The sequence below is a fragment of the Paenibacillus sp. FSL M8-0212 genome (genome assembly GCF_038004645.1).
Classification (GTDB): domain Bacteria; phylum Bacillota; class Bacilli; order Paenibacillales; family Paenibacillaceae; genus Paenibacillus.
The window spans coordinates 6,529,714-6,550,650 of the sequence record NZ_JBBORP010000001.1 but is presented as its reverse complement, the minus strand read 5'-3'; the positions used below and the strand labels follow the sequence as shown (position 1 = coordinate 6,550,650).

The following is a 20,937-nucleotide window of genomic DNA, read 5'->3' as shown; positions in this document are numbered from 1 at the left end:
TCAGCGATCCTCCCCGATCTGTAGAATGATGGTCATGGTGACACCCAGGACAGCGAGATACACGCCAAGATCAAACAGCATGGCCGTGGCGAGTTCTGTCTCTCCCAGCAAAGGAAGTTCGAAATAGCCGAAGGTTTGACTTAGGAACGGGACTCCGAATATAAATGAACCCGCACCCGTAAGTAACGCTATACCCAATCCGATCCCTGTGAGAACACGGAAGTCAACGGGTAACGCTTTGCGTATTGTATCAGTAGTGAATGCCAGGGCAATCAATACGAGCGCTGCCGCTGTTACCAAGCCGCCGATGAAACCTCCGCCCGGATTGTGGTGACCTGCAAAGAAGAGATGCATGGCAAACGTCAGAATGATGAACACAACGACCTTGGTGGTCGTTTGCAGCAATACATCATTACTCTGCAAGGGGACAGTATCCCACGAGGATGAGCTGCGTTCCCGGTTACCATACTTTTTCGTATTGTCTGTTTCATCATCCAGATCGGGCTCGGAATCCTGACTTTCGTCCTTCTTACGGAACTTCAAGCGGGCTCCGAGATCCTTCGCTTCGAGGTTCAGATTAATCATGGAGTAGATGGACAATGAAGCAACCCCAAGCACCATAATCTCCAATAACGTATCGAAGCCTCGGAAATCCACCAACAACACGTTCACGACATTTTTACCACCAGCCGAGTCATACGCTTCCTGAAGGAAAAAGGTAGAAATGCTGTCCAGTGAGGCTGTTCCGCTTGCGGCCAATGCAACAAAAGTCATCACAATTCCGACTGCAATCGCTACGATCATATTCACCGTGAGATAACTGCGGCTTGATTTGCCACGTTGAAGCTCAGGCAGATGGTAGAAGCAGAGCAGGAACAGTGCAACGGATACCGTCTCAACAATCATCTGTGTCAACGCCAGATCCGGCGCCCGGAAGAGTACAAACAGCAGGGTTACGAGGTAACCAACCGCCCCGGTCATAATGACTGCCGACAATCTGTTCTTGGCAAAAGGAATCGAGACTGCTGCACCGATGAGCGTGACTAGCAGTACCACCTCATAGAATGAGTAAGGTGCATTGCCCTGCAGATTCCAGGTAATATTTTCTCCTGAACGGAAGAAGGCATAGACCAGCAACGCGACCGTGAATGAGAAAATGTAAACGAGATAATTACGAACCGAGCCATTCATATAGGCTTCCGTCCATTTGCGTGCATAATGCTGAAGATTATCCAGCACGACATGGTACATATTATTAATTGTTAATCCTTGTGGATAATGCTCATAAATATTCCTCCATCGTGGCAACAGCTTGTAGAGAGTGATTCCGAGAATCACAACTCCGATCGTCATAATCAGTTCCGGAGTCCATCCATGCCACAGAGAGAAATGTACATCGAAGCGCTCATTCCCATTCAAGAGGGATGGAAGCACAGCGGCCATTGCCGGTTCAATCAGTGATCCGGCCAGCAGATTCGGGAAGAGTCCGAATACGATGACAAGAACACCTAGAACAACAGGCGGAATGAGCATGCCAGCAGGCGCTTCGTGCAGTTTCTCGGCAGGGATCTCGCTTTGGCTACGACCGAGGAATGTTTTGAACACGATAATAAGCGCATAGATCAGGGTAAACACACTTGCAAGCCAAGCGAATACCGGCAATAGAACACTGCAGGACCCAAGTCCAAAGATTCGCAGATGCGTGACTTCTACCATCGCCTGGAAGAATAACTCCTTGCTCAGGAATCCGTTGAACGGCGGAATACCCGCCATGGCAAGTGAACCAATCAATGCCACGGTGAATGTAATTGGCATGAATGAAGCAAGTCCACCGAGCTTCCGAATGTCACGTGTACCCGTTTCATGATCGACAATGCCTACGACCATGAACAGAGCGGCCTTGAAGGTCGCATGATTAAACAGGTGAAGCAGCGCAGCGGTTATTGCCACGGTATACATCGCAGAGGATTCGCCATATCCGAAGTAGAGAGCAGCAGATCCAACCCCTAACAGGGACATGATCAGACCAAGTTGAGAGATGGTCGAATAGGCGAGAATCGCTTTGAGATCGTTTTTTTTCACCGCCAGGAATGATCCATAACACAAAGTTAGAAGACCAACGCCAGTAACGAGCCAGAACCAGAGTCCCTCTCCACCGAAGATTGGTGTGAATCGGGCCACAACGTACAGTCCGGCCTTGACCATGGTGGCTGAGTGAAGATAGGCACTAACAGGTGTGGGAGCTTCCATGGCATCCGGCAACCAGATGTGGAACGGGAATTGAGCTGACTTGGTGAAAGCTCCAATCAGGATCAAGATAAGTGCGGGTAGAAATAGTGCGCTTTCCTGAAACTGACCCAATCCTGCAATGGTTGCACGAATACTGAATGTTCCGGTAATGAGATACATCATCATGAATCCGGTAAGCATGGCGAAACCGCCAAATACCGTAATCAGGAATGATTTTTGTGCACCTGAAGTCGAGGCTTTACGTTTGTAATGAAATGCAATCAACAGGAATGACGTAATACTGGTCAATTCCCAGAATCCGTAGAGCACGATCATATTATCAGACAGCACTACGCCCAACATGGCTCCCATGAACATCAACAGATACAGGTAGAAACGGTTCAGCGCTTCTTTCATATCCATGTAGAAGATGGAGTAGAGAACAACGAGGACACCGATTCCGGTGATTAGCAGTGTCAGCATGAGGCTCAGACCGTCCAGATACAGGTTAAATCCAATGTCCAGTGAAGGAATCCATGGGATATTTCCAGATACGGTATTGCGCTGTGACACAGCGGGTATGAGACTCGCAAAGTATACAAATAATAGTGCCGGAACAAGGAGAACCGGCCATCCCAAATGTAATTTACGGAAGAAACGATGCAGCATGGCAAGAAGAATGCCAGCGGCAAAAGGCAGAATAACGGCAACATGAAGCAGGCTCAACATTACACCCCCAATGTTTAGTAGTTCGATTACTCTCTCTGTGACATACAGGCGCATGATCCTTTGAAGGATATGCTTGCTCTCTATATTCATAACCCAAGTATGTATATACAGAATCGTGTCTATTCTTTGAATGGAAGAAACACGGTGAAAATTTCAGTATAATATTGTATGGGCATGTATAATAAATAAACACACAAGTTCCGATAAATATGAAAACGATTAGGGCGTGTCTGAAACTCCGAAGAAGCAGATTTTGCCGAATTTTCGTTCCAAGCCAGGAAGTTTTCCGCAGGCGTGCCGGGGCACGTCAAGGGAAAGTGACGCAGCAGGGGGCGAAAAGGCGGTAAAAGATGCACTTCAGCGAGTTTTGAGACACGTCCGAGGTGACATTCCGTGTACTCTTTACAGCATAGTTATGTTGAAAAGCAAGATGGTTTCACCGTGTAATGGAGGAAGTAATGTCATTCAAAATTAGAACTGTGCTTACAGTCATCTTCGCTGTGTTATCCCTGCTGGTTACTTTGACGATTGGGTCTATTTTTAGCCAAAAGTCATTTGTTGCTGTAGAGACTGAGATTGGTCACTCGCTTACAGGCACGGCCTCACAGGCTTCGGACAAGCTGGATCGATTCATGTCCGCTCGCGCGGGTGAACTGGACCTGCTGGGCCGGATGGTTTCGTTGGAAGATGGATTCCAACCTGATGAGATTCAGATGCTGCTGGATCAGTTACAAGATAGCTTTCCCTCATTCTCATGGGTTGGATTCATGAACCCAAAAGGAAAAGTGTTAGCTGCCACGGATGGTATCTTGCTTGGGGAAAATTTATCGGAGCGACCTGTGTATCAGGAGGGAATCAAGGGTAAATTCATTGGAGATGTGCATAATGCAGTACTTCTTGCCAAGCTGCTTCCGAATCCAACGGGAGAGCCGTTGCAATTTGTCGATATCAGTTTTCCGCTGAAGGATAGCAAAGGACATATTCAAGGTGTGCTCGCTGCACATTTAAGCTGGGAATGGGCGAAGGAAGTGGAGGAATCCGTTCTTGCCCCATTGAAAAGGGAAGAAAAAGACATTGAGTTCTTTATCGTGAGCAAAAAGGAACATACAGTGCTACTGGGGCCGAAGGAATGGGTTGGTAAACCGTTGGTATTGCCCGGCATCGAAGAGGCCCAGCGCAACAAAAGTAGTTGGTCCATTGAAAAGTGGCCTGACGGTAATGAATATGTGACAGGGTTTGCCTACAGCCAGGGTCATCTGGATTACCCCGGATTAGGCTGGACCGTAGTCATTCGTCAAGTCAAGTCTTCTGCTTTTGCTTCTGTGTTTGACCTGATGTGGTTTAATGTGTGGTCTGGACTCGCCGTTACCGTGCTGTTTGCACTGATTGGCTGGTTTGTCTCACGTCTGATCTCTTCCCCACTAGTACGTCTTACCAGAGTAGCCAATCGACTGCGTGCAGGGGAAGAGCTTGAGATTCCTGCGAATAAGGGGATAAAGGAGATTGAAGTGTTGTCCCGTTCGCTTCGGGATATGCTGACCTCTCTTATGAATAAAAACTCAGAGCTCGTCGTGATGCAGAATCTGGCGCATTTTGATCAGTTGACTAGTCTGCCGAATCGCACTGCTCTTGAAGTGTATTTGGAGGAGTCTCTGGAGACCGAAAGTGAAAATCACACGCTGACTTTTCTCTATCTGGATCTCGATGGATTCAAAAGGGTCAACGATACACTTGGACATCAGACTGGAGATGTGCTGCTACAGAAAGTGGCCCAGCGACTGTCGGCTCTTGGTCAGGAGAAGGGTATAACAGTCCGATTGGGCGGAGATGAATTCCTGATTGTACTTCAGTCTGTTGGAAGTCATCCGAGGGAAGAAGCCATGGCTTATGCAGAAGCCATCATTCAAAGTCTGAACAAGCCGTTTATTATCGAATACGAGCGAATTCGAATTGGATGTAGCATTGGAGGTGCTGAATATCCAACCAACAGCGACAACCCAAGTGAGATTATTCGGATGGCGGACGAAGCTTTGTATGAGTCCAAACGTGCAGGCAAGAACAGAATGACATTTTATTCCGAGTTGAAGCAGGATCGTTAGCGTATAATAACAATAGCTGGGTTATCCCAATTACCTTTGTGCGAATGTGCGTATAGACAAGGAGGGGTGAAATGTCTGGAAATCATACATCTGTACCTTATGGTTATGAGCCACCTGCGGCCAGCCGTAAAGGCACACTGACTTTTTATGACTCGTTTGAACATGTGACGGATGAGCAACTCGAGCGCGCTGCTGCAACGGTGGATACCCGTTCATTCATACAGCTTGTGCTGTATCCTTTACATGAGAGCACGTTCAAACGAATGAGCAAGGATACAATACAGGCATATTACAAAAGAGAAGACCGCCTGCATGATTGGCGGCGGGAACATCCAACTTCACGTATACGTGTGGAGGGGCTTGAGGGCAAGAGAAAGAAATATACACCTGTGGATAGCGCGCTGCGCCATATCACTGCGGAATATCCAGCCCCTCATTTTCTTTATTTGACGATAGAGATGGCGAATATGTTTGCTTCATTTGATTCCTTCAAGGATTGGATCAAAGAGCTTCGTCTCATCATTGACGGGCCATCAGGTGATCTTCATCCCAGGCTGGAGCAAAATCGTCATCGCTGGGAATGGGCGGAATGATGTACAGACATAGTTGCAGGTATGGATTTAGGGAGAAGATCGGCTAATTAATCATAAGCAAACCCAAAAAAAGTTGTGTTGTACAAACCGGAATTCCGGTGTACAGCACAACTTTTTTATTTATATTTTCTCTACGAAGGAGACGGAGTCAGATCAAGTGATGTTACGGTTTTATTTTTACCTGTTCGTTTGGCGGCATACAGACAGGCATCCACTTCCTCGAACAATTTGTCTTTGCTTAGATTAGGACTGTAGCTTTTGAGACCGATACTCACCGTGATGGAAGCTCCTTCAAGTTCCAGATGGCCCATCAGGGCAATCTTCTGACGAATCTGTTCCACCAAGGCATAGGCCTGCTTGAAAGATTGCTCAAACATCAATATGGCGAACTCTTCGCCCCCGTACCGTGCTGCAATATCACTTGAGGTAATCGTTTCCTGAATGATCAGGGACACTTTCTCCAGAATGATATCTCCAACCCGATGACCATACGTATCATTAATGGATTTGAAGTCATCAATATCGATCAGGGCCAGATGCAGACTCAAGCCACTGTTGGCATACTCAAATGCTTTTTCGTAATAATCCTTGAATGAGCTTTGATTATAAAGGTTCGTTAAACCGTCAGTTTTGGACTGTTTGGTCATAATGGCATTTCGCACAATAAGGTCCTGCTTGGCAACCATACTGGCCTGAAGATCTTCCAAAACTTCAACGCCGCTGGTTACGATAACCTGTGCTACATATGTACCAAGGATTAGAAAAGCCGGAATGGATACCATGTCAAATGAAGACAGGTACAACCGGTAGGCCGGATCGAACAAAACCAGAAGGTAACCAATCATCTGCATCAGAAAGACAATCCAGACTCTTTTTTTACTGAAGAACAGTACCGAAGCAAAGATGGGCAACAGACAGATTGCTAATATAATCCGAATGTCATAATTGACATGAATAATCGTCCAGGCGATAACCGTGCTGGCTATAGACATGGTGTAAAAGGAATATGAACTGAAGCGCCGATCAACCCAACTTGCGAACAAAATGCATGAACTGCTGACGGCCGTAGGCCAGAAAAGCACATTCATCAAGAAATCTATCGGTGTGCGCTCATACTCCAGAAACAGGAAACAGCCAATCTGAATGGCGAAATGTGCAATGATAACAACCCAGTAGGCATGGAGCATTTTTTGAATCCATTTGGAATGTTTGAACTCGTATTCTGTTGGAATATGGCTATTGCGCGTATGGAAACCTTTCATATATCACCGCTGACTGCATCATAATGGTACGACAGAATTACTCTCGTATATGATGATTATAAATCACAATGAACAAAACGCAAATGTATTTAACTGTTATGTGAGAACAAAACTCACAGAAGTTTCGAGTTGTCACAAACTTTTTATGGAGGACAAACAAAACTCAACGATACACTCATAGACTATATACATGGCTCCGTTCCATATGTAGGAAATCATTGATGAAGGGGAGGTGATCTTCATTCCTCTTGTCGTTCGTTCAACCGTTAATGCTACGGGAGCAATTACATTTACAGGAAATACGCTTGGACTGAGTCGTTCGGAAACAGCGGGGGTACCCGGAACACAGGACAGTATTGGAGGTTTTATCACAACCAACACCAGCCTCCAGTACGGCACCTATCCACTGGGAACGACAAGCCTGTATCAGAGCAACAGTTCAGCAGCCATTCTTACGCTGCCGGCTGGAAGTACCGTTCTGTATGCAGAATTGATCTGGGGCGGCAGTTACATCAATGGTACAGTCAATCTGAGTGCTGCCATCAACAATCCGGTTACGTTTATTACACCGGCAGGGACTTCCAGTGTTACCCCCGATCCACTTACCTACAATCAATTTGATCTTGGGGGCGGTGCTGCTGGCTATGTACGTTCTGCCAATGTGACGACACTTGTACAAAATGGGGGAGCAGGTACATATATCACCGGAGCAGTAGTAGGGACTATTGTTATTACAAATGATTCCACGGCCAATCATGCGGGATGGACACTTGGAGTCATTTATCAGAATCCCAATCTGCCTTTTCGCAACATGTCTTTGCGTGCAGGAGGCGTACTCGTTCAATCCACTTCACCACCTGTCGTTACCACATTGACTGGATTTGCAACGCCCCTTTCCGGTGTACTGGGAGGAAGAATACTGTTCAGTGCGCAGGAGGGCGACGCGAACCGGACCGGTGACCAGGCATTATTTGGGCCAACCTCAGCTACATCGGTTGCTTTGTCCGGGCCCAATAATCTAGCTGCGAACTTTTTTGCTTCTCAGATTAACGGAGATACCGGAGCGCTTAATACAACAGGAACGTTTGGGACACGAAATCAGATCAACGGGGCTCCAGGCACCAATATTATCGGTGGACGTCAAGGCTGGGATATTACCAATGTGGATGTTTCAGCAAGATTGATCAATAACCAGTCATCTGCGGTGTTGACATTAACCACCTCGGGGGATGCCTACATTGTCAACGCCAATGCAATTCAAGTTGATATTAATGCGCCCAAGATCACATTGGCTAAGGCAACGGTCGCCGCCGGTGCAGTTGCCGGGGATAGTATTTTATATTCGGTTACCGTTACCAATGCAGGCACTGCGAGTGCGGCCAGTGTTGTTTTATCCGATTCACTTCCTGCAGGTCTTACCTTTATTCCAGGCAGTGTCACTGTTGCAGGTGTATCCCGTCCAACACTTGATGTGACGGCAGGCATTCCGCTGGGTTCGTTAACTTTATCCAGCAGTGTCGTTGTAACCTATCGAGCACTCATCGGTCAGGATGCAAGCATCCTGCAACTGGTGAATTCGGCCAATGCAGCCTTTACCTTTCAAAGCGTAGCAGGGGGGCCGGTCATTACCGGAGTTATTCCGTCCAATAACTCCACCCTTCCTGTTTATTCGCCAAACCTGTCCATTGTGAAATCGGCGAGTACCACCAATGCCACGGTGGGTGACCTGGTAACTTATACACTCCAAGTGAACAACGGAGGGAATGTTGCTGCCAACGTTACATTGAGGGATAACATTCCAAGTGGTAGCTCATATGTAGCAGGCAGCTTTCGTCTGAATGGAAATGTGATTGCTGGCGCCAATCCGGTTACCGGCGTTAATCTGGGGAGCCTTGCGGCAGGAAGTGCCAATACCGTGACCTTTCAGGTACTTGTAACAAGCTTGCCGACACCGCCGACTCTTGTGGATCAAGCTACGGCTTCTTATTCCTTCAATTCACCTGATGGTCGGACGATCACGGGAAACATCGCCTCGAATACTTTAACAATCCCGGTAACCTTGCCAAATGTGACCACGGTAAAATCAGCATCAGTCACCGATGTTGCTGTTGGGGAGACCTTCACGTACACCGTAGTTACTACCAACAGCGGTATTCAGGTGATTAACAATGTGGTACTTACAGATGCGCTCCCTGCTGGAATAACTTTTGTTCCCGGCAGTGCAACCGTAAGGGGAACTGTCGTACCGTCTGCGAATCCGAGCAGTGGTATCTCTATTGGGACATTGGCGGCCGGAAGTTCTGCGACGGTGACGTTTCAGGTGAATGTGCAGTCCCAGCCTGCTTCGGGTTCGTTAGTCAACCGAGCGGTAGTATCGTATAGCTCAGGTGCGTTCACGGGTATTTCCAACTCCAATTCCATTACAACCCCTGTATACCAAGCTGTTGTTGGTATCAACAAGTCGGCAAGCCAAACCAATGCGACACTGGGGGATCAGATTGCATACACACTTGTGGTCACGAACAGTGGAAACATAGCGACTCAAGTGAATGTGACCGATACGATTCCAGCGGGGCTGACGTTTGTCCCGGATTCGGTAACTGTGAATGGTACTGCACGTCCTGGAACAAGCCCATTAACTGGAATAACACTGGGCAGCCTCCTGCCGGGAGTTACGGCTACGGTGGTGTTTCGCGCTACACTCACAACACTTCCGACTCCCCCGACACTGGAGAATCAAGGGACTGCAAGTTATACGTACCAGCTTCCAAGTGGACGGAATCTCTCCGGCAGCAGCTTATCCAATATCGTTCGTATATCTGCATCGGCTCCCAATATTTCTATTAGTAAAACAGTAAACACACCAGATGCGACAGTAGGAGATGTGCTTACGTATACCGTTGTTGCAACAAACGCAGGAATTAGTGCAGTACAAAATTTGGTGATTTCAGATGCACCATCCGGCTCTGAATTTGTCCCAGGTAGTGTCACGATTAATGGATCTGCTGTTACAAGCGCAAGCCCCGTTGCGGGAATAGCAGTGGGTACATTGAATAGCTCAAGCAGTGTAATTGTGACCTATCAGACCCGAGTGAATTCTGTTCCATCCACGGGTTTGGTTAGTAACCGAGCCAATGCAGCATTTACATCAGGCAGTTTTAATGGTGTTTCTTCTTCCATATCAGTAAATACCCCCATATTTCTGCCAGTGATCCAAGTGGTGAAGTCAGCAAGTACAACAAGTTTGACGGTAGGCGATACGTTTAATTACACCATCCAAATTAACAATACAGGTAATATAGCTGCAACGGTTACCTTGACTGATCCCATTCCTGCAGGAGCAGTATTCAGTACAAATAGTGTCATTATTAATGGCGTACCTACACCTGGGGTCAGCCCGGAGATAGGAATCAGTCTAGGAGAGATTGCTGCGGGCTCAGGTGCAACGGTCACCTTTGTTGCGACGGTTACCAGTTTGCCAGATGCAAGACAGTTAATTAATCAGGCGGTTGCTTCGTTTGCCTACACACTCCCAAGTGGGAGAACGATTGCCGGTCTCTCGTCATCAAACACCATCACTATTCCAGTGTCTCTGCCCAATGTTACGATTGTCAACAGTGACAATGTAGAGTACGGCGTAGTCGGGGATGTCATTCGATACACATCTGTTATTCGTAATAACGGCACAGTAGCCGTTAATAATGTGGTATATGTCAATCCTCTTCCTTCAAATACCCCATTTGTACCCGGAAGTGTCATTGTGAACGGGACTTCGTTCCCGCTCTCCAATCCGACAGCCGGCATTCCAATCGGTACGTTGGCTCCAGGAGCCGAGGTTACCGTAACTTTTGAGGTGACGATTACCATGCCGATTCCTTCACAGATTAACAATCAGTCGACGGTCAGCTTCACATCCGGTTCATTTTCAGGGTCATCATCGTCCAATACGACTCAGACTCCGGTCATACAACCGCAGATTTCACTTGTCAAAACGGCAAATACCGTCAATGCAACCGTAGGTGATACGGTTGTATACACGGTAACGGTTAGCAACACAGGCAATCTGGAGGCAAATGTTACAGTGACAGATACCATTCCAGCTGCGACTACTTTAGTAGCTAACAGTGTTGTGGTATCTGGTGTACCCCAACCTGGAGCGACGCCAGCAGCTGGCATCCCGGTAGGCATTGTAGCAGCGGGGGCGACGGCTGTTGTCACGTTTGCTGTTGTTGTGGATTCCCTTCCATCTCCGCAGCAGCTTAGCAATTTTGCTACATCATCCTTTACATTTACACCTCCAGATGGGCGGACGTTGACTGGCTCAGCCACTTCGAATACGCTCACGTTCCCGGTCTCGTCACCAAACGTGTCTGTTGTCAAAAGCACAGCTTCCACTGCGGCTACGGTAGGCGATACGGTGACCTATTCCATTCTGGTGACTAACAGTGGAATTGCACCAGTGAACAATATTCAGTTTTCGGACCCGATTCCAGCTGGAGCCTCCTTTGTTACAGGTAGTGTCACAGTGAATGGGGTTGCGCAACCTGGAGCCAATCCGGCAGGTGGGATATCCCTTGGTACATTGGGGCCCGGAACGTCCGCAACGGTCACGTTCAGTATCCGTGTCGACGCGATCCCGCCAAGCAATCAGTTGAGCAATCGCTCTACGGTCAGTTTTACCTCAGGTACATTCTCAAGCACAACCTTTTCAAATACCGTGGTCACTCCGGTGTACCAGCCTATTCTTTCAGCACAAAAAACAGCCAGTACACAAAACGCTACCGTTGGGGATACGGTTAGCTACACGATCACCGTGAGCAATCAGGGAAACTATGGAGCCCAGATTAACTTGACAGATAACCTTCCAGCCGGAACCATCCTTGTTCCAAATAGCGTTATTGTGAACGGTCAACCGCTGCCAGCAGGAAGTCCGGCAACCGGCATCCCCGCAGGCAATGTGGCTCCCGGAGCTACGACCACCATTACCTTTTCAGTAGTTGTTGATACGCTGCCAAGTCCGCAACAACTGGTGAATCAGGCTACGGTAGCTCTATCATATACATTGCCGGATGGGCGGAACATCACGGAGTCTGTTCTATCCAATGTGCTGACCATTACCGTATCGGCACCGGATGTCGATGTCGTCAAATCCACAACTTCAACGGCGGTATCTGTTGGTGATGTCGTAACGTATAGCATCGCTGTAACCAATAACGGAATTGCAACGGTCAACAATGTGGTTTTCACGGATGCAGTGCCGACAAGTACCGTTCTTGCGCCAACCGGCGTGTTTGTCGATGGTGTTCTGCGCCCTGGTGCCAATCCTTCTACGGGAATAACACTTGGTTCCATCGCACCTGGTGTTACGGTAACCGTTGTATTTAGTGTGCAGGTTACGGCGCTCCCGGCAAGTGCAGTGTTAAACAATCAGTCCACGGTCAGCTTTACATCAGGTACTTTTTCAGCGACCACATTCTCCAATACAGTTACAACTCCGGTCTATCAACCTATTCTGTCGGCAGTGAAAACGGGAGATCAGACGATAGCAACGGTAGGGGATACCGTTGTGTACAGCATCGCCATCTCCAATGCCGGGAACTATGGGGCATCCGTCACGTTGACCGATACCATTCCAGCCGGAACAGAGCTTGTTCCAAATAGCGTTATTATTAACGGAGCTTCTGCACCAGGTGCAGATCCGGCTTCGGGTATTCCGCTTGGTGTCGTTTCCACAACAACTCTGGTTACCTTCTCCGTTGTGATTGTGACATTACCTTTGAGCCAGTCCATCACCAATCAGGCTTCTGCTACATTTTCGTACACATTACCTGATGGAAGAACACTTGGAGGCACGATTACGTCCAACGCACTCAACATTCAAGTATCTGCTCCGAATGTCAGCGTTGTGAAGACCACTCCGGTGATTGATGCTGTGGTGGGCGATACGATTGTATACGAGATGGTTGTGACCAATGAAGGAATTGACCCGGTAAACAACATTGTGATAACCGATCCGATCAACCCAGCCACTACATTTGTTACAGGCAGTGTTCTGGTGGACGGCGTCCCACGTGCCTTGGCCAACCCTGCGCTGGGCATAGCCCTTGGTAGTTTGGCACCTGGAGCATCGATAGCGGTATCGTATGCAGTTCGGGTCAATACACTGCCAACACCACCACAAGTGAGCAGTCAGTCTTCCGTAAGTTTCACATCGGGTGTTTTCTCGGGAGCAGCGTATTCCAATACGGTTGTAACACCAATCTATCAGCCGATTATTGCCGTAACCAAAACAGGGAGCACTTCCAATGCAACGATTGGTGACACTATCACCTATTCTTTTGCCATTAACAATAGCGGAAATCTTGATGCAAATTTGACATTAACGGACAATATACCGAATGGAGCCGTACTGCTTCCCAACAGTGTTCTGATTGATGGTGTTCCACAGCCAGGTGCCAATCCGGAGACGGGTATCGTTGTGGGTACCATACCGTCCGGAGGTACGGTTATTGTAACGGTTACCCTCGAAGTGACTGTAGATACGTTGCCGCAGGATCAGCAACTGGTTAACCAGGCGGTGGCCAATTATACATTTAGTCCACCCGATGGCCGTCTGTTGACGGGCACCGTATCTTCGAATGTTCTGGTTATCCCGGTATCTGCACCAAATGTTGTTGTCGCCAAAAGCACAAGTGCCATTGATGCTGTTGTTGGTGATGTAATCACCTATACGGTTGTAGTAACCAATAGCGGCATTGAAGTGGTGAATAATGTGGTCATGGTTGACCCGGTACCTGTCGGTACAGTATTTGTGCCAGGAAGTGTTACGGTGGATGGTGTGCCAAGACCAACAGGGAATCCGAATACAGGCATCACGCTTGGTTCGATTGCTGCGGGTGCTTCCGTTACGGTTACATTCAGAGTAGAGGTTGTGGTGATATGAGCCAATCTTCCGGTCCGTTGTCCCACTGGCTAAAGAATCAGTCCCTGGTTCGATTCAGCTCGGGTGCGACTGAACTGGAACAGGTATCTTATTCAAATACGGTTGTAACACCGTGGATCGGCCCCAGGCTTGAAGTCAGAAAAGTGTGCAATGTCACGGAGGCTGCCTTGGGGCAGTCTCTTATCTACCGTGTTGAAATTGTTAACACCGGAAATCTTACGGCCGTAGTGCGCCTATTGGATCAGCTATCTGCAGAGACGGCACTGCTTCCCAACAGTGTATTACGTGATGGTATTCCGTTACCGGGAGCATCACCGGAGAGAGGATTGCCTCCAGCTGAAATCGAGCCCGGAGCCACGTTGCGATACCACTTCCAAGTTGTAATCTTGCGTTTACCTGAGACACTGAAGCTGTTGAATCAGGCACAGGTTAACTATGAGTTTTTGACACCGGAAGGCAGAACGGTTACAGGTATGGAACAATCCAATATCGTGGAGGTCAATCTGGTCTCATCCCGGCTGGAGATCTCCTTGCAGGCGGATCACATCTATACCTTCTCAGGGGATATTGTCATGTACACCGTCATCGTGAGCAATCCAGGTTTTATTTCGGCCACGAATGCCCAAGTAACGGTTTCTTTGCCACAGGGTATTGTTTTTATACCTGCGAGTGTCATCGTAGATGAAATGTTTGCGCCACAAGTAACGCCTGATACGGGCATACAACTTGGAGAGATTTTGCCCGGAAGCTCAATTAGAATACAATATCGGGTTCAGGTTATGGGGGGAAGCGATGCAAACGGAATATCAAGTGTAGCCGTACTGGCGTATATTTCGGCAGGACAGCAGGAGACGGTCTACTCCAATCAGGTTACCCTGGAAGTGATACAGCCCCAGGTCTCTGTGGTGAAAAGTGTGCTCCCGGTAACGGCCACATTGGGTGATGCCGTCCACTATAATATTACCGTCTCCAATGCAAGCAGTTATGCGGTGGATGGAACTCTCCTGGATGTACTGCCCACAGGTGTGACATTTGTTGAAGGCAGTCTGCGCTGGAATGGGGTTAAACGTCCCGGAACCAATCTGGTTAAAGGGCTTAATCTGGGGACGCTGACAGCCCGTTCGGTTCTGAATATTCAGTTCGAAGCGAAACTTCCAGATCGAGATGAATCGATGCCTGAGGACTACAGGTATGTGAATCATGCTAGCCTGATGTATACATTTCGATTGCCGGATTCACGGTCAGTGCAGCGGATGATTACATCCAATGAAGCTGTGGTCGAATTAAAAGCGCCGATAATTCAGGCTTATGTTCAAGTGACACCCACATTGGTCGAGCAGGGAGGTACCGTCACTTTTCAGGTACGTGTGGGGAATACGGGCAATTTGCCGGCACGTGTACAACTTGGGAGCATTTTACCTGAGGGTGCCAGATGGCTTGGGCAAGCTACGGGTGAGATCCAATTGAGCATATCAGAGTATTCTACACCACGGGTTCTGCATGTGGGCGTGATTGAGCCTGGAACGGAAAAAAACATCTCGTATGTAGCGCAGTTAGCTTCTGAGAAGGCGGGGACGCTGCAAGGAGACTTGATTGCCATGTACACGTATGAATGGAATGGACAAAAACGGGCTGGAGAAACCCGATCGAATGAGTACAGCATCATTGTGGAGTATGGAGAAGAATAGGAGGTATCACGGTTAACGGTAAATTGCCTGAGGAATTTGCTCATTCTGGATGCCATGAGATTACACGAACGTAAATGAATGGTATACTAATTGAATATGAACTCGGCAATCAACCCGTGGAATCGGGACGTCGGAGTAGAGGAGGCAGCCATATTGGCAAAAGCAAAAGTAGCAAAAAGACCTACACGGGATGAGTTTGAACTTGAAGAGTTGGGAAACCAGCTGGTTGAAGCCTTTCGGGAACGTTCGGAAGTACTGTTGACGGTATGGGGCAAGGAAGATCAGGTGCAAGGAGTCATCGTCAAAATGGACTCCCGTACACGACTTGTGCATGTAGAGTATACCGAAGAAGAGTTCACAGCGAAGGTACCTTTTCTGGATATCATGCGTGTGCAATCTCCCCGGTACTGAACGAAAAAAACAGCAATCTGAATAATTAGGGCATCCGCCCTGTCAAAGTCGTTCTTCCTGCATAAGATAACCCATACCTGTTGCAGAGGAGGTACGGTCAATGAGCGAAGTATTAGGTGGAGAAACAAGAGGCTACGGATACGGAGGTTTCACTTCTGTAGGTGCCATTCTGGTTCTGTTCATCCTGTTGGTTATCATCTCCAAAGCGTTCTTGGTATAATTGCATATCTCTAAAGAATGAAAGAAGCTCTGCCATCGCGGCAGAGCTTTTTTTGTTCGTTCAGTCATTGGCGAATTTTGTAGAAAATCGGTGTAAGTCCTGCTTACGTTATGTTAGAATGTAACCATCCCTAGAGAAAGAAAGAGGTGTTTTGATTATGAGCCAAGCGTTAACAGAGTCTTTAAATGAACAGATGAATTTTGAGTTTTATTCCGCTCATGTATATCTGGCTATGGCAGCCTATTGTTCCAGCAAAAGTCTGGATGGATTTGCGAACTTCTTCATCGTGCAAGCGGAAGAAGAGCGATTCCATGGCATGAAAATATACAAATTCCTGAATGATCGTGGACAACGTGCCACACTTGCGGCTTTGCCAGAACCGAAGAATGAATATGCTTCGATGCTGGATGTATTTGAGCATGGTTATGCTCATGAACAGCAAAACACGAAAAAATTCTACAATCTGGCTGACATCGCTCTGAATGAACGTGAACATGCAACGATGTATTTCCTGAAATGGTTCATTGATGAGCAGGTTGAAGAGGAAGCTTTGTTTGACAATATTATTCAGAAGCTTCGCCGCATTGAAAAAGACAGCAATGCCTTCTACATGCTGGATGCCGAGTTTGGCAAACGTTCGTTCACTGCTCCAACTGAATAAATTGCACGTAGGGAGTCGAGAAGATTCCAGCGTCAAAACACCATGTACATATAGCATGAGGTAATGATCCTGAAAGCAATGGGGGCAATCCCCTTGCAAGGGATGATGGTTTGATGCCATATGCTGATTGAAAACAAAGAAGCCTGCACTTGTGCAGGTTTTTTTGCATGCAACGATATTTAATGATTGTATAGATTTGTTTGAATTGGAGTAAAAGTCTATCAAAATTCTGAATGTGGGTAATAGAGGATATGTCACAATTGATCTATCCTGACGGGATCTTTTTTTTACTTAAATCTATCAAATTCGTATTAAATTTTAGGTTTATCTGACAAAAGTGTAACTCTACCGTAGCCTTTAAAGCGAGAACAGGAGTCACTATCTTTGATAGTATTAGGATTAATCGCCAAGGGATGAAGGTAGAAAAACATGGACACCTGGGGAAATATAACACACAAGGGAGATTTTTAATTATGTTACATATTCGCAAATCTATCATGCTCACACTTGCTATTTTACTAATCATTCCACTATTATTGCCGCAGTCGGTATCTGCCAAATCAGCTGCATCCAAGGGTGGTGCAAGCAAAGCAAATTCCAAAATCATATACCTGACTTTTGATGATGGGCCAACCGCTCATACGGGTCAATTACTGGATATTCTGGATCAGTATAATGCAAAGGCAACTTTTTTCATGCTGGGTCCTCAAATGGAGAAATTTCAGAAGGCTACCAAACGAATCGTAGCTGACGGGCATGGATTGGGTCTGCATGGTGTGACTCACGTTCCAAGCAAATTCTATAAATCTGCATATAGCGGATTGAAAGAGATGCAACAGGCCAATGTAAGTCTGAATAAGGTTGCCGGAGTTAAAACAAGTCTCGTTCGGACGCCATATGGTAGTAAACCATATCTCAAACCGGCATTCCGTGATGTACTGCTGGGCCAGGGTGGATTCCATCTATGGGATTGGAATGTGGATTCGGAAGACTGGAAATATCAGAAAGATCACCAGAAAGTCTATAACAGTGTAATGAAGCAGATCCACAATGTGCAAAAGAGCGGAACAACGCCAGTTGTGCTTATGCACGACCAGGAAGCAACGCTGAAAGTATTACCGCAAGTGTTGAAAACATTGAAGGCAGAAGGGTATCGTTTTGAAGTATTAAGCAAAAAAGTGCAGCCGGTTAATTTCTGGAACGACAAGCGTTAATCTTTTTAATGTTTAGATTGGCTACAACGAAGGAGGTACACATCATGAAGAAACAACCATTATGGATCACGATTCCAGTAACGACAGCCGTTTTACTTGCTCTGGCAGGATGTGGCGGACCGGATTCAAATGCAGCATCATCAGAGAACAGTTCTTCACCAACGACAACAGTGGGTGAACAGACCGAGACCGGCAGCGGTGGTGCTGATTTTTCTAATGAAAATGAAACAGGGACCAAAGGGAATACGGGCACAACAGATAATGAAGAAACATCAGGATCGCAGGCGGGCGACAACCATGTTGCTACTGGTCAATCAGGTGTGAATGATATAATCAAGCAAGTTCGCAACCAGTTGAAGATGAAGGATGCAGCGTTACCCACTTCATTCACATTGGACAAGGGTACATCTTTGGGTGCGGCAATACTGTCCAATACTGCTGATACATTTAAGGTAAACTTCTATGCTACCACTCAGTCTGTTGCCATTAATGATCAATCTTTAACCGCATCCGATAGTAAGATACCTGTACTGGCTTCCTATGAAGTGAAGACCTATAAGGACCCGGATCAGCCAGAAATTTTCCCTGAGACGGACCTGAAAGATATTCCAGCAGATATGGCTGTGGATCTGGGACATGGCATCAAAGGCATGAGTGAAGGTGCCGCAGGCAGTCAATATCTGACTTGGCAAGAAGGTAGATGGACGCTGGAAATTCGTTCGGTATCCGAAGATGAAATGAATAATCCGGGCATAGCGAAGAAAATGGTAGAGTACCTGGAGTCCCATACGTTGCCTGTACCCAAAGATAAAGGGTATATCAAGGTTGAATATCCAAGTGGTGGAAAGTCAGTTCATGTAACGATCTCATGGCAGGACGGTAACCAAATTCATCAGCTTAAGACCGATCAAGTGCCATTAGAAGCTCTTGGCATGGCTGTATCTGTGAAATAAATCTTGATTGAGTGTTTTACGGATATTCTGCAGTGTAGAAGAGATGAGTGTTGGATTGTTACGATACACATAAAAAAGCTTGGCCCAGCAATTTTTTCCTGGGCCAAGCTTTTTATTTGGAGCATGTTATCGCAGCTTGTGCAGCCGTGGTACATGCTTATTTTTGTTTCAATGGGTTAAAGCGGTACTTTCATTTGAACCACCCTTTTTCCTTGGAGCGGGTGATGGCCTCAATGCGGTTACTGGCATTTAACTTGTTGAGAATAATGGAGATGTAGTTACGCACCGTTCCCGTTGTGATGAATAGATGCCCGGCGATTTCCTTGGTGTTCTTCCCATCTGCCATGAGGCCTAGTACGGCATTCTCCCGTTCTGTCAGGGGATTTTCTTCTACATAAGCTTCATCGACCAGATCGGGAGCGAAGATTCTTCTGCCGTTCATGACTTGGCGAATGGATTCGGCAAGTTCTTCAATCGGACTGTCTTTGAGCAGGTAACCACGGACACCGCCCTTTAGGGCACGTTCGAAATATCCGGTCCGGGCAAAAGTGGTCAGGATAATGACCTTACAGCTCATTCCTTTAAGTTCTTCTGCAGCTTCAAGGCCGCTTTTCACGGGCATTTCTATATCCATCAGACAGATGTCTGGTGCAAGCTCCTGGACAAGGGCAAGGGCTTCCTGGCCGTTGCTGGCACGTCCGACAACTTCCATATCTTCCTCCAGATTGAGGAGGGAGGACAAGGCGCCAAGCATCATGCGCTGATCTTCCGCGATTACAATTCTAATCATGATTCTGCCTCCTTTATCGGTTTGCGGACGAGTTTCGGAACATGAATAATGATGGCTGTACCCGGGATGTCTGTTGCAGAGCGAATATCCAGACAACCGTTAACAAATTCAAGTCGTTCCTTCATGCCCAAAATTCCTGTTCCGCGCCGATCCTGTTTGCGAGTTCGTTCTATTCCAACACCGTTATCTTGTATGGTTAACACATTATCCGCCAGTGTTTCCTTAATGGTGATGGTACAGGTTGTTGCCTGACTGTGTTTGACGACATTGGTGACAGCTTCTTTCAAGCACATACCGAGCACATTTTCATTTAATTGTGACGTATCCTGTAACTTCGGATTGCCTTCCAGCTCAAATTCAATCGAAGCGGCCTTCAGAATCTGTTCCGCCCGGAACAGTTCATCAATCAATTGTGTACCACGCATGGTGGTGACCATTTCCCGGACTTCCTTCAGAGCTGTACTTGCCGTTTGTCTGAGGTCGTTCAACTCGATCTCAGCCTGATCGGGATTATTGCGGAGCAGCCGTCTCGCCAGATCGGTTTTCAGACCGATCAGAGAGAGCTTCTGTCCAAGTGTATCGTGCAGGTCACGAGCGATACGCTGGCGCTCTTCCATTTTTACGAGATCATCAAGTCGCTTGTTCGCATTCTCCAATTGGCCTTCCAATTGTTCAGTCTTGTTTTTGTTATACGTACTGATTGGAAGCAGGATGGAGGCCATTAAGCTGATGAATACAAATGGGAACTGACTCACCAATAATGAACTTTGATTGATAAAGCCATAATTAATGGTTAGGAAACTGGCTCCCAAGTTCACCGAGTAGAGGGTGAAGAAACCGGCTTTATTTTTAATATTCCCAATAAAAAAAGCAAGAAACAATGAGAAGTAGGCATAATCATAGGCAATCGTCATCGTAATGGATATGGCAATGAGCAATCCAATCCACATGTATACCTGCCAGCCCTTGGTGATGAAGGCGAGAAGATAACAGACGAAGAAAACGAGAATGATAATAATGCCTGTTACCATCGTCCATAATTTGGAATATTGTGAAATGTAATAGAAGGGCAGGATGAAAAAGACGAGCCATACATAAGGGTTCAACCCTGTATTTTTATAAAAAATCTGCATCCACTTTTGAAT

13 protein-coding genes are annotated in these 20,937 nt (G+C 47.0%); 9 read left to right on the top strand and 4 right to left on the bottom strand.

What is annotated here, in order from left to right; translation table 11 throughout:
- Complete coding sequence (locus tag MKX68_RS28420) at nt 1-2,955, bottom strand: Na+/H+ antiporter subunit A (RefSeq protein ID WP_340915178.1); 2,955 nt, start codon at nt 2,953-2,955, stop codon at nt 1-3.
- 461 nt (nt 2,956-3,416) lie between these two features.
- On the opposite strand from MKX68_RS28420, the gene MKX68_RS28415 reads away from it, so the two are divergent.
- Both MKX68_RS28415 and MKX68_RS28410 read left to right on the top strand, forming a co-directional pair.
- A complete protein-coding gene (locus tag MKX68_RS28415) occupies nt 3,417-5,057 on the top strand; it encodes a sensor domain-containing diguanylate cyclase (RefSeq protein WP_339784187.1) in 1,641 nt (546 codons plus the stop codon).
- A 71-nt stretch (nt 5,058-5,128) separates the two neighbouring features.
- Complete coding sequence (locus MKX68_RS28410) at nt 5,129-5,650, top strand: hypothetical protein (protein ID WP_340915175.1); 522 nt, start codon at nt 5,129-5,131, stop codon at nt 5,648-5,650.
- 131 nt (nt 5,651-5,781) lie between these two features.
- Here MKX68_RS28410 and MKX68_RS28405 read toward each other — a convergent pair whose 3' ends face one another.
- On the bottom strand, nt 5,782-6,912 hold the full coding sequence (locus MKX68_RS28405; protein WP_339784185.1) for a GGDEF domain-containing protein: 1,131 nt from the start codon (nt 6,910-6,912) through the stop codon (nt 5,782-5,784).
- A 232-nt stretch (nt 6,913-7,144) separates the two neighbouring features.
- Here MKX68_RS28405 and MKX68_RS28400 point away from each other — a divergent pair, with 232 nt between their 5' ends.
- From MKX68_RS28400 to MKX68_RS28370, 7 genes are all read left to right on the top strand, one after another.
- Complete coding sequence (locus MKX68_RS28400) at nt 7,145-13,855, top strand: DUF7507 domain-containing protein (protein ID WP_340915173.1); 6,711 nt, start codon at nt 7,145-7,147, stop codon at nt 13,853-13,855.
- Nucleotides 13,852-15,543 (top strand): DUF11 domain-containing protein, encoded by a 1,692-nt coding sequence (locus MKX68_RS28395; RefSeq protein ID WP_340915171.1) that lies wholly within the window; start codon nt 13,852-13,854, stop codon nt 15,541-15,543. Before MKX68_RS28400 ends, MKX68_RS28395 begins: the two co-directional genes overlap by 4 nt.
- Nucleotides 15,544-15,696: 153 nt before the next feature.
- Nucleotides 15,697-15,954, top strand: coding sequence for a YolD-like family protein (locus tag MKX68_RS28390; RefSeq protein ID WP_036608707.1), 258 nt, complete (start codon nt 15,697-15,699; stop codon nt 15,952-15,954).
- Nucleotides 15,955-16,054: 100 nt separating this feature from the next.
- The gene (locus MKX68_RS28385) at nt 16,055-16,174 is read left to right on the top strand and encodes a hypothetical protein (protein ID WP_017688846.1); all 120 of its coding nucleotides are present in this window, start codon (nt 16,055-16,057) and stop codon (nt 16,172-16,174) included.
- A 157-nt stretch (nt 16,175-16,331) separates the two neighbouring features.
- Nucleotides 16,332-16,835 (top strand): ferritin, encoded by a 504-nt coding sequence (locus MKX68_RS28380; RefSeq protein ID WP_339784182.1) that lies wholly within the window; start codon nt 16,332-16,334, stop codon nt 16,833-16,835.
- A gap of 473 nt (nt 16,836-17,308) precedes the next feature.
- Nucleotides 17,309-18,049, top strand: coding sequence for a polysaccharide deacetylase family protein (locus MKX68_RS28375; RefSeq protein WP_338594241.1), 741 nt, complete (start codon nt 17,309-17,311; stop codon nt 18,047-18,049).
- 44 nt (nt 18,050-18,093) lie between these two features.
- Nucleotides 18,094-19,002 carry a hypothetical protein gene (locus MKX68_RS28370; RefSeq protein ID WP_340915168.1) on the top strand — a complete coding sequence of 303 codons (909 nt, stop codon included), beginning with the start codon at nt 18,094-18,096 and terminating at the stop codon, nt 19,000-19,002.
- Nucleotides 19,003-19,192: 190 nt separating this feature from the next.
- Here MKX68_RS28370 and MKX68_RS28365 read toward each other — a convergent pair whose 3' ends face one another.
- Nucleotides 19,193-19,792 carry a response regulator transcription factor gene (locus MKX68_RS28365; protein ID WP_036608692.1) on the bottom strand — a complete coding sequence of 200 codons (600 nt, stop codon included), beginning with the start codon at nt 19,790-19,792 and terminating at the stop codon, nt 19,193-19,195.
- Nucleotides 19,789-20,937, bottom strand: a complete 1,149-nt coding sequence (locus MKX68_RS28360; protein ID WP_340915532.1) for a sensor histidine kinase — start codon at nt 20,935-20,937, stop codon at nt 19,789-19,791. Before MKX68_RS28360 ends, MKX68_RS28365 begins: the two co-directional genes overlap by 4 nt.